At 57.1% G+C, this 11,863-nt stretch carries 7 protein-coding genes; 5 read left to right on the forward strand and 2 right to left on the reverse strand.

What is annotated here, in order from left to right; genetic code table 11:
- Window positions 1-33: 33 nt before the first annotated feature.
- Window positions 34-963: a 5'-nucleotidase gene (locus tag BN1188_RS00980; RefSeq protein ID WP_040259404.1), complete on the reverse strand. Its 930-nt coding sequence runs from the start codon at window positions 961-963 to the stop codon at window positions 34-36.
- A gap of 53 nt (window positions 964-1,016) precedes the next feature.
- Window positions 1,017-1,892, reverse strand: a complete 876-nt coding sequence (locus BN1188_RS00985; RefSeq protein WP_040259311.1) for a helix-turn-helix transcriptional regulator — start codon at window positions 1,890-1,892, stop codon at window positions 1,017-1,019.
- Between the two features lie 124 nt (window positions 1,893-2,016).
- Here BN1188_RS00985 and BN1188_RS00990 point away from each other — a divergent pair, with 124 nt between their 5' ends.
- The 5 genes from BN1188_RS00990 (at window position 2,017) to zorD (ending at window position 11,746) form a co-directional block, all read left to right on the forward strand.
- Window positions 2,017-3,420, forward strand: coding sequence for an ADP-ribosylglycohydrolase family protein (locus BN1188_RS00990; protein WP_084596120.1), 1,404 nt, complete (start codon window positions 2,017-2,019; stop codon window positions 3,418-3,420).
- Between the two features lie 498 nt (window positions 3,421-3,918).
- Complete coding sequence (zorA1, locus tag BN1188_RS00995) at window positions 3,919-6,117, forward strand: type I Zorya anti-phage system protein ZorA1 (RefSeq protein ID WP_040259312.1); 2,199 nt, start codon at window positions 3,919-3,921, stop codon at window positions 6,115-6,117.
- A 12-nt stretch (window positions 6,118-6,129) separates the two neighbouring features.
- Window positions 6,130-6,867, forward strand: coding sequence for a type I Zorya anti-phage system protein ZorB1 (zorB1, locus tag BN1188_RS01000; RefSeq protein WP_040259313.1), 738 nt, complete (start codon window positions 6,130-6,132; stop codon window positions 6,865-6,867).
- Window positions 6,867-8,504, forward strand: a complete 1,638-nt coding sequence (zorC, locus tag BN1188_RS01005; protein ID WP_040259314.1) for a type I Zorya anti-phage system protein ZorC — start codon at window positions 6,867-6,869, stop codon at window positions 8,502-8,504. The genes zorB1 and zorC overlap by 1 nt, the downstream gene beginning before the upstream one ends.
- The gene (gene zorD, locus BN1188_RS01010; RefSeq protein ID WP_040259315.1) at window positions 8,504-11,746 is read left to right on the forward strand and encodes a type I Zorya anti-phage system protein ZorD; all 3,243 of its coding nucleotides are present in this window, start codon (window positions 8,504-8,506) and stop codon (window positions 11,744-11,746) included. Before zorC ends, zorD begins: the two co-directional genes overlap by 1 nt.
- Window positions 11,747-11,863 lie beyond the last annotated feature (117 nt).

Here is an 11,863-nt window from a genome sequence, read left to right on the forward strand (position 1 = left end):
AGCCGGGTTTGATGCCAGACGGCTGGTTCTGGCCTACCCCCGATTAGCAACCCCAAACGGTACATGCACCAGCGGCAAATCTCCCGCGGGTGAGCTCAAGTGACTGCGCTGGTCATCGAAGAACATGTGCGGTTTGAGAATGCTCAGTACCCGTGATTTTTCCATTCCGCCGAGGAAGAAGGATTCATCCGGCGACACGCCCCATTCCTTGAGGGTGGTCACCACGCGTTCATGGGAGGGTGCATTGCGGGCCGTCACGATGGCGATGCGCAGGATCCGTGAATAGTCCAGGTCCTGTGCAAGACGTCGTTGTTCCAGTGCCTGGATCAGCGATAGCTTGCGCACCAGGTCCGCGAGAGGGCCGGGGTTATGGGCGATGCCTTGGCGTTCGGTCTCATGGGCCTGGAATTCGTCCAGGTTCAGGTTGCGCTTGTACACGCTTTCCGCTTCGTCGTCGGCAATTACGCCGTCGAAGTCGAAAGCTACCCTTAACTCAGGGTCGAGTTCGTCGTCGTACACCTTGGAAGGCAACACGCGGCCAGCGGGGTAGTTGGCATCGATGGCCCGTTGCACGTCTTCTTCGTTGGCGCTGAGAAACAGCGACGCATTGAAGGCAGGCAGATAGGCGTACGGCGAGCGGCCGGTCATGAAGGCGGCACGGCTGATTTCCAGTCCGTAATGTCGGATAGAGCGAAACACCCTTAGGCCGGTTTCAGGCGAATTTCGCGAGAGCAGCACCACTTCCACCGGCTGCTCGTTCGGAAATGCCTGGTTGAGGCTCAAGAAACGACGGATGAACGGAAACGCCACGCCCCGAGGGAAAGGCTCGTCCAGGTGTTGTTCCTGATGTTGGCGGTAGGCTTCCACCCCTTCGTTCAAGTACACCTCATGAGACTCCGTGAGATCGAAGAGGGCGCTGGAAGCGACGCCGACCACCAGTTTTTGTTCGATGGGGTAGGGCATGGTTGGCCTTTGAAAAAATGGTCTACAGCTGCTTAAGTTCGACGGACGCTCGATCAGTCATACAGCCAAGCCTTCAGTTCCTTCAAGTTTTTCACCCAGATCTGCTGCGCTTCGGGCTTGGGGTCCAGCTTCTTCGGGTCGATCTGATAGCGTTGCAGCACATACTTCACCAGCGCCTGACGCGTCTGAATTTCCAATGTGCCCCCAACCATACCGAAATCGGTTTCTATGATTGCCTTCTGTTCCGGCGTAAGGCGCTCATCGGGCACGATCAGCACCGGCACCTCGGTGTTCCATTCATGGTCGCCTTCGATGCCATGGGTGGTGACATCGTCCATCAGGTCAGGCACACCCCGGAGCCGGCTCAATACGAAATCCCGGTACGCCTGGTTCTTTTCGCAATACGCCCGCACGTGCCAGCGCATGCCGGTATACACCAAAGTGTGCGGCGCGATCAGGCGAACCTCCGGCGTCGGGTTTGCCAGGGACACGTATTCGATTTCGAGACGCAGATGCTCCCGACAAGCCTTGAGCAAAGGGCGCAGCACTTCGGCCGTGATCGAACGGTCCGGCACTTCCAATACCCGGGTGTGGGCATAGGCCAGGGCAAGCCCCTCGATGTGCCTGGCGCGGGAATTGTTCTGATAGAGCAGGTGCAGATACGCGCTGGCGCTGTCATCGATGAACAGCGGCTTGAACTGCTTGCTCGGCACGTAGCCTTTCAGTTGTTTGTCATATGTAAGGTTTTTAGGCGCATGCTCGGTGATGTAGGTATTGATGTCCTTCGACGCCTGCTGCCGGCTGATGCCGAAGCTCTGCATCAGATGCCCCGTGGTTAGCCGGCCCTCCCACCAGGCCACCGTCTCGATCAATCGATAGCGAAGGGCTAGGTCCCAGCGAACCTGTTCGATGGCCTGCTTGCGTTTCATCCTGTCTCCACATGCGCGAATAATTTACCTGTACAAGTCTACAATCTAGATCTGTCGAGTTCCATTACATATCGTGCGTCCCAACAGCGGCCTGCACGGCCAGCGACACGTTAAGGGACTACCAATGAATACGATGGAACAGATCAAAGGCTGCCTGCTGGGCGGCGCGGTGGGCGAGGCCCTAGGTGTGCCTGTGGACGCACTGTCGTGGCCAGGCATTCAACTCGCCTACGGCCCCCATGGTGTTAGCGAGCTGGCCCCCACCACCAGCCGCACACGCTGCACTCAAAACCTGCAGATGACCTTATTCACCGGGGAAGGCCTGCTACGTGCGTTTCTGCGCAACAGCCGCCACGAACCCTGCCACGTGCCCAGCGTTATTCACGCGTCCCTGCTGCGCTGGCTCACTGCCCAGGGTTACAACACGGAGGTCCCCGTACAGGTCAACGGTTGGTTGACGGAGCAACCCAACGCCTGGTTGCCAAGCGTGGAAACATCGGCATATATCGCCACCTTGAAGGCCGCCATCCGGCTCGGCAAACCCGCGAACAATGACCGCAACGGCTGCGACGGCCTGCTACGCGCCGCACCTTGCGCCTTTTTCGGCAATGCCTTCGCCTATGCCGCCGACTCAGCCCGCCTCACCCTTGGCCATCCTAGTGGCCACCTAGCTGCCGGGCTGTTCGCCGACATCCTCCAGCGGCTGACGGAGCAGGGAAGCAGCCTGGAGCACGCCATTACCCAGAGCCTCGCCACACACGGCGCCCGCCCCGGCATGGCAGACGTAAAGGCCACGCTGGAACGATCCCTGTTCTACTTCTACGAAAACTACCGCCCCGGCCCCGAGCGCATCGCCGCCTTCGGCAGCGGCTGGGCTGCAGAAGAAGCACTGGCGACCGCCCTCTGGTGCGCCCTGATGGCGGACGATGTGGAGGAAGGCATTATCACCGCCGTTAACCACAGCGGCAACAGCAGCGCCACTGGGCAACTCGCCGGGCAGGTGTTGGGGCTCCAGCACGGCGTACGCTGCATCCCGTCGCGGTGGCTGGCGGGGGTAGGGATGCGCGGAGTGGTGGAGCGTATGGCCGGGGATGTCTACCGAGTGCCACGGGAATATTGTGGGGTCGGCGGGGAGGGGGGAGTGGGGGTCTTATACACATCTGACGCCGCCGGCGAAAAGAGAGGAGGGGGTGAATGGGGACGGGCGTTCCGGCATTACCAGCCATCAGGTCAGCTGTTTGATCAAATGGAAACGAAACGAGGCAGTATGAGCGACACGAAAATCAGAAATCTTATGTTGCTGGGCGTTGCGGCTGCGCTGGTTGGGCTTGTTTGGTATCTCGATGCCGCTAACGAGCGCTGGAAGGCTTTCGCCGAGCAGCACCATTGTCGAAAGGTTGGAGAAGTGAGCCCCGATGTGAGTACCGGAGTGGCGGTTACCATGAGTGGGCAACTGGCGCATGTGACCACATTCGACCCTGGTAAGACTGGGTATCAGTGTGATGATGGGGTTACGTATTGGCGGTAGGGTGCTAGCAGGCAGAGCCTAAGGTTGGGAAGTGGCAATACGGCCGAGCGCTCATGGATTATCTGCTGCTTTGTTTTTTATGAAGAGCATCACCCTACATCTGAACATGTTACTGGGTCGGCTGGCGGCTGGGTGGCGTAAGAGCCGCTGGCTCAAAATGCCAAGGCACTGTTTGGCGGAGACGGCGTATCCGACAGGCCTGTAGCAGAGCTGTCCCTGACTGAAACTACCGTCCGTACGGCAAGCGTTTGCCAAAGGATCCATTTTCGGGCAAATTGCCATCAACTGCTTGACGATTGATACATTTGCCTGCCTTTAACCAGGAGTGGTTACGGCGGTTACCAAGCATCCGGCACTGGGCGGCGCATGAGTCTGGCTGTGCCGTCTGTACGCCCAAATACTCCAGGTGCGCCGCCTGCAATTTCAAATACGGCTTTATCAAGCGCCCGCCTACGGGCTTGTTCGGCCAACTGATCATGACGACTGAGTTCTACATAAATGGACACTTTTTCAATGCTCTTCAGAACATGGACCGAGAACCCTTCTGCGCAATTCTGGGCACCTTCATTCGTTGGGGCCGTGGTCTTGCTACTGTTGTCTTGGTACGGCTGGCGGTATTTTTTCCGATCCTTTGCGCTGTCCAGGCAGTTGAAGGCACTCACTCGGGGCATGAAGGCAGCGAAGGCAAAGACGCCAGCGCAACGCCGTGATGCAGCGGCAATGCTTTTCAAAGGCCAGCGTTTCGAGCATCTTTGGAAAGAGTATTCAGAGACCCTCCATGATCAATTCACGTTACAGGATGGCGAACAGCAACTAAGGCGGTCACGCGCAACTACCAGCGCTGCAAGTTTCTTCACCGCGCAGAACATGATTGAGACCCCGCTGGGTGCAGAGTTTTACAAGCACTTGCCTGGCATTCTCACCGGCGTGGGCATTGTCGGGACATTCTTTGGTCTTATGCTGGGTTTGCAACACTTTGACCCGAGTACCCCTGAGCAGGTGAATGCAAGCGTCGACAAGCTGCTCAAGGATGTCCTGTTCGCCTTCTTGGGCTCGTTCGTTTCCATTGCGGCCTCCATCGTCGTAACTGTGACGGAGAAATGGAGGCTGGGGGTTTGTTACCAGCATCTGGAGGCTCTGACCGAGGAGATCGATGGCCTGTTCGATAGCGGGGTAGGAGAGGAATACCTGGCCGAACTTGTCAGGTCTAGTAACGAAAGCTCCATCCAGACCCGTCAGCTCAAGGACAGCTTGGTCACCGACTTGCGAGAAATGTTGCAAAATCTAGTGGACACCCAGGTGAAGGAAAACCTCAAGCTGGCCGAAACGCTCTCGGCTAGTTATCGAGATTCTGGCCAGGTGCTCGCTGAACAAATTGGCGGAGCTATCGAAAACAGCCTCAAGGCGCCTTTGGAACAGTTGGCAGGGGCTGTCCAATCGGCCAGCGGCGACCAGAGCAGCCAAGTGCAAGGCCTGCTGCAAGACGTACTAGTTGCATTCATGAACAAGCTAGAAAGCTCCTTTGGCCAGCAATTCAACGGCCTTCACGAGATGCTTGGTCAATCGATCGCTGCCATGCAATCCATGCAGCAAGGCTTCAATACCCTTGTGCAAGATATGCGCTCGGCCAGCGAAGCCTCTTCGGACAACAGTGCAAAGATGATCGGCCAGTTGCTTGCCGATATGCAAACCGGGCAAAACGCGATGCAAGCCGGTATGAACGAGATGCTTTCCAACCTGCAAGCGTCGATTGCGCGCATTGGCAGTGAAGGCGAAGGCGCCGGTGAGCGCATGGCACGGCAGCTTGAAAAACTCTTCGCCGACAGCGAAGCGCGGCAGCAGGCTATGGCGGAAAACCTCCAAGCGTTTGTCGAAACGCTCAAGCAGAGCGTTGGACATGGGCAGCAGGAAACTATGAGTAAGATCGCCGCGTCCGTCGATGTGCTGGGCGAGCAGTTGGGAAGCCTGTTCAAGCAGATGGAAACCAATCGCTTGCAGATGGACCAGGCCTCCCGCGTCGCGCAGGGCGAGCTGCACCAGGGCACCCGAGAAATGGTAGGGGGCCTGGAAAAGCAGGTGGGCGAGCTACTGGATGCTGTAGCGGAGCAAAGCGGGGTGATGCGCGACACCTTGGGCCAACTCAGTGCCCAGACCGCTCAGCATTTACTCAGCATGCAGCAAGGGGCCGACAAGATGCGCTCGGCTGCCGATCGTTTCGATATAGCCGGGCAAAGCGTTAGCAAGGCCAGCGAGGCAACTGCAGGGGTGGTAGGTGCCTTGCAAGGTACCAGTACCGAACTGGTAGGCGCCTCGCGTGAGTTGAGCAGTGTGGTGGCGGATTATCGTAATAACCGAGAGTCCCTGAACCAGACGTTAGCGATCATCCAAGGGGTGGTTGAGCGTGCTCAGCAGGAAGCAGCAGGGCGTAACCAGTACTTGCACGATCTCAGGCAGCACAGTGACGGTTTGCAGCGGCTTAATCGCGAAGCCAACGAGTACCTCGAAGAGATCAGCAAGATCCTGGGGGGCGGGTTCAGCGAATTCAGCGAAGGAATGGACCGCAGCCTGCGCCAGACGCTTGGTAGTCTGGATGCCGAACTGCACAAGGTGGTCACCAGCCTTGCGGGTGGCGTGGATGGGGTCAAGGAAAGCCTTGAAGACTTCAGCGACATCATGGAACGCGTTCAGCGCCGCTAGGGGAGTTAGTGAATGTTTGGGAAACCGGCGGCTCCCGTTCGCGCCCGCGACGAAGGTGAAAAACCGTTCTGGATCTCTTTCGCAGATCTGATGACTGCGATGATGATCCTGTTCCTGGTGGTAATGGTTGCCTCATTGAGCTCGGTAACCCAGCGTATCCAGCAAGCAGAGCAGGGGGAGAAACAGCGAGGGGCCGATATCGCCAGGCTTTGCCAGGACCTTAAGATCAAGGCCGGTAACCGGAACACAACCATCTTGGTGGACTGCCACGACAACCGCATCAGCTTCGGCGAAGCGGGGCGGTTCGGCCATAACCAGTACTACCTGGATAATAAGGGGCAACAGGCATTGCAGGATGTAGTGCCGCTGATACTGGATGCGGCAGACAGCGAGGAAGGCCGCAAATGGCTTAAGCAGGTAGTCATCGAGGGCTTCACGGATACCGATGGCTCCTACCTGTACAACCTGCACCTTTCCTTGCAGCGTTCCGAATGGGTGATGTGTAGCTTGTTGGATAGCCGTAGCCCGGTGCAGAAAGAACTTGATCCTCAACGGCAGCAGCAGATTCGCAGTATGTTCCTTGCGGGAGGCGTTTCGTTCAATAACGCCAAGGACAGCAAGCAGGAGAGCCGGCGCGTAGAATTGAGGATGCAGTTCTATGGCTTGAAGGACAAGCAAGGCGTGGTGGCCGAGGATGGCCCGGTATTTACAGGCATGGCACCAGAGAAGTGCCAATTGGAGATGCGTTGATGAGCACGGCATTGTCAGCGCTGTCTTCTGCCATTCAATCTGGCCTGCAGCGTCACCGAGGGCGCACGGATGGCGTTGAGCTGTCAGGCTTCGACGGCTTGCGCCTTGCGAGGGAAGACCTGGCCAGGCGATATGACCGGGCAGAGAAGGCATTCGTACCCCCAAAGGAAAAGCGCCAGGAAGCACTTAACAAATTCAAAGCCGAGCAAAAGCTTGATAGTTCCGAGTGGCGACTAGTGTTTGCTGGCCTTTCGGATCGGGAAAACGAAGCCATTGCTGTTCTAGAGGATGAGCCGCTATTCGAGCGAGTACATCGCGAAGTGGGCAGTCGTATCGATCGGAAAATACTCAATCGCAGGGACTGGCTCGCGCTCTGCTACAGTTATTTCGCCTATGACGGTAATGTGCCTGCGGATAACCACAACTGGGGTCTGCTACGCGGCGATATTGACCGTGGCTTCAGCATGATCAAGGCATGCGCAGCCCGTGAAAAGGAGTGGATGCGGATCGTCGAGCACCATCGCACACTCTTTGGCGAACAAGCTGGTATCCAATTGGCCGAAGATATCTTTGCAGGGCGGGCCCGGGATCTCTCGGCGCTGCAGGCGATTGCTCAGGTGCCTGACAGCAGCTGGCTATGGCAGAGGATTTTCAGCGTCTTGCTGTCGCGAATATTCACCCTGGACGATAACGCGTTTCTTCAAAGGTTGCCCGAACTGGTCGCGCTGGGGCAGATCAATACACGCTATGTGAACTCCATACTCAGCGCTTGCCTGACTCGGTATCACCGGTCCCGTATGCGGGAGCAATCATCGTCCCTGCTCAAGCAGGCTGCGCTTGAGCATTGGGGCAGTCCTCAGATTCGTTCAAGGCAGAATGCCTGGCTTCAATATGTGGAAGAACCGGTTTGCGCCATGGTCGTGGCCTGGTTCGCCAAGGAAGACCTCGAACACTTTTTCACACTCCTCAAAGGCGAGGCAGAAGTCGACCAATCTCGGCTTTTTTACTGGCTGCGCTTCGCCAATCAAATGAGTTACACACGGATCGTGATGGGAGCCGATGCATGGCGCGACCAGGCATCGGACTTCGTTCAGTTCCGGGATAAAAACAAGGGCAGGCTAAGCCAGCTCACCGGCGGCCCTGGTCACAACAATGCGGTCGTTATGCAAATTGGCAATTACTTCTTCGTCGAATTTTCCGGAACAGGTAATGCCTGCTACGTTTACCGGTCTGACGCAGCGCCGTTCAATCCGGACAAAAAATCCTTGGCGCTCGCTTCCGAATTGAAGCAGCAAGGTCGCGCATTGAAGCGCATGTCACATTCCCCAGCCCCACGTCGGCCAAACCGTGTGGAAGGGTGGCTAGACCGATTCGATTCGGAACTACGTGCTCTGGGCATTACCCCCCATTCCGCTGCGGCGTCTGCTTCTGCGCAAACTGCTCACGTTCAATCAGCCTCTACAGCGGAGCTAGCCGTACTGCTCGAACACATCAAGTACAAGCTTGTAGATAACCGCGACCGTGGTGGCGCGCTGCAGGTGGTGCTTGAACGGGTAGACGCCCGGGCAGAGTTGGCACTCAAGCGTCTCGGCTTCAAACCCGTGAACAATAACCCGCTAGCGTTCTGGAGGTCGTGATGCTGAAGCGATTTTTTTCCCGTCGCGAGCCAGGCATCACCAGCGCCCGGCCAACCGGTTTTGCTCCGGTAGTAGAGGAGCAGGGCTTTTGTTACCCCCTTGCCTTGGCCGAGGACGATTCACATTGGCACCTGGCAGCCTACTTGGACCAGTTATTCGAAGAAGATCTGGCTACCCAACTTAGTGACCGCTGGCTTCTGCCTTGGGAAGCTCTTTATCAGTTGCTTGATGACCCGGAGCATGTCAGTAGTCTACCGCTGCTAGGCCTACCGCCTCTCTCAGCGTTACGACCACAGCTTTGCAGCAGTGGCAGCCTTGCCGAAGCGGACTTCAAAGTATTCATCCAGAGCTGGCAAGACCCTCTCACTCATGCGCCAGTCAACTTTGAGCGTACGGGCGCTGTGGTTCGCCATGGCACAAACACTGAGTTGCTACCCGAGCCCAGCTGGGCGCTATTACAGGCCGTCCAGAGCCTACACCAGGCCCAAAAGGAACACCCTGGTGAAAGCACCAATCAGATCGGTTGGGCGAACATCCGTAAGGTGGCAAAAAAAGCCAAGGCCGGCATGGATGGTTTCCTCGACAAGACAGTGGTTATCAAGCCGGAGCGGCTACAAATCAAGCCACGCAAAGCCATGGTGGGGAATACGCCAGTAATTGAGCTGGAGGCGGGTTTCGAAGGCCAGCCTGCCAACTGGCTGGCCAGTTTCGATGGCTATAAACAGGTACAGGACACTTACCGCGTCAGCGACAGCGATGGCACGATAACCCATGTATTGATTGAGCCGGATGTGCGAACGGTACTCGAGTCGGTGAGGGGGTTGCCTGGGCGTCGCGTTGCCGGTGATGACGCGATCACTCTCGTACGCAACCCATACAGCGTGATAGGGGATGCTGCGCAAAAGGTCATTGACCCGGATGAATACGAGGCAAGCCTGGTAGAGGCGGGTATCCATTTCCACCGATTCCGGGTGACCCCTGTCTTAGCCGAAGACGGTCAAGCTATCCAAGCAGTCAACCTCTACCTCGAACCTATCAGCAAGGCCCCGCTGCCTGAACACATTCTGGAATTCCGGGCCTCGCATGAATTCGCTCCGTTTGTCCAAGAGTTGCAGGTCAAGCTAGCCGCAGGCATGCCAGCTGGCCTGTGGCAAGGGTTCGAGTTGGAGCTCAGCGACTTCGACCTCGGCCAACTGGCAGGTATCAATACACTCCTATCCGACTGGCAAAAGCAAGAATCTGGATATACCTTCGAGGCTGTGTTGGACCTAGCCTCCTATGGTGACCGGGTAACTGGCATCGGCGAAGCCGAACACATCAGCTCGCCGTTTCTGGTGAAGGAAGCGACCGAGAACTGGCTACCTGCCGAGGTAAAGGCGGCCGGCCTCGAAGGGGCATTGCTCAACCGATGGGACCCAGCCAATCGCGAGCATTTCGAGGAGTTCCAGCTTCGTCTGGATCAAGCCCGTGAGACGGGTGAAGCGTACGTTGACCTTCCAGGCTGCGACGCGCGGCTGCCGTTGAAGGCTGCGCAACAACTGCGTGACGCCTGGTTACGCAAGCTTCAACCCGCTCAAGAGTGCACCGAGCAGAAGCCCGAGAAAGCGGCCCGGACGGTCCTGCAGATTGCACACAACATCGAAGAAGCTACCTATGCGCAGCGACGCGAGTCTGCGCTCAAGGCAGCACATGATGCGCCTGCTCAATTACCCACGCTGTTGCGGGATGACATTCAACTGCGCGAGCACCAACTCAAGGGTGTGGCTTGGATGCAGCAGTTGTTCGGTCTTTCACCCCAGCATGTGTCCGGGTGCTTGCTAGCAGACGACATGGGGCTCGGGAAAACCATTCAGTTACTAACCTTCATTGTGAACTACCTGGAGCAAAATCCAGCCGCGGAGCCGGTACTGATCATTGCGCCTGTATCCTTGCTCGACAACTGGGAACGGGAACTGAAGCGGTTCTTCCACAGCGATGCGCTAGCGGTATTGAAGCTTTATGGCGGCGAGCTAGGTGCAGTCAAGTTCAAGAAGCACGAGATCCCGCTCGAGCTGCAAGCCAAGGGCATCAAGAACCTCCTTCGGCCAGGCTGGAGGGGTAACGCAGGAATCGTACTCACGACCTATGAAACTTTGCGTGATCAGGAATTTTCATTGGCTCGCCAACAGTGGGCGATCGTAGTGTGCGACGAAGCACAAAAAATCAAGAACCCCGCCGCGTTGATCACTCAAGCTGCCAAGGCCATCCCAGCAAGGTTCCGGGTTGCCTGCACGGGTACGCCTGTCGAAAACACCCTCATAGACTTGTGGTGCCTGTTTGACTTCATCCAGCCGGGCTTGCTGGGTGGCTTGAACCAATTTGGGCGGGAGTATCAGCGCCCCATCGAGGCGGCTGCCGAGCGTGATACGGTCGCGCTGGAGCGGCTTCGGGCGCTTATCGAGCCGCAAACGTTGCGACGTACCAAGCAGGACGTTGCCAAGGACTTGCCCGCCAAGATCGAGGACGAGGCCTGCAGAGCCCTGCAGATGCATAAGCTGCAGCGCAACCTGTACCTAGGAGCCATCTCGGATTACACCCAAAGACAGCAAATGCAAGAGCAGCTGAATCAGCGCGAAAGCGGCATGCTGGGCTTGCTGCACAAACTCAAGCTGATATGTGCACACCCCTATAGCGTGCAACCAGACCCCCTGCTGCGCACTCATTCGCCAAAAATGGGTTGGTTGATCCAACAGCTTGAACAGATCCATCGCTCCGGCAGCGGCGATAAGGTGATCGTGTTTACCGAGCTACGAGATATCCAGCGTGAATTACAACACGCCATAGAAGAGCGTTTCGGCTTCAAGGCCACCATCATCAATGGCGATACCAGTACCAGCAGCCATAGTTCCCAAAGTCGCCAGCGGCTTATTGACCGTTTCCAGGAGGCGCCAGGCTTCTCAGTAATCATCCTCTCGACCGTGGCAGTCGGGTTTGGCGTAAACGTACAGGCAGCAAACCATGTCATTCACTTTACCCGTTGCTGGAACCCCGCGAAGGAAGACCAGGCAACAGACCGCGCCTATCGCATCGGCCAAGAGAAAGACGTGTATGTCTATTACCCGACCATCAGAGACGCGCAAATGCCGACATTCGAAGCCACGCTGGATGAATTACTGAACAAGCGCAGGGCGTTGGCCAGGGACATGCTGCAGGCCGCAGGCGAAGTACATGCGGCTGACTTCGGTGCAGTTGTAAAGCAGTAACGGGCAAAGGCAGAAAACCTGCGCGAAAACTTTACCTGTGAATTTACACAAGATGGACCTCACCCAGGCACAACGCTAGGTTAGGCGTATACGAAACGCTTCTGGTTGAAATCTGAG

The organism is Pseudomonas massiliensis (assembly GCF_000826105.1).
Classification (GTDB): domain Bacteria; phylum Pseudomonadota; class Gammaproteobacteria; order Pseudomonadales; family Pseudomonadaceae; genus Aquipseudomonas; species Aquipseudomonas massiliensis.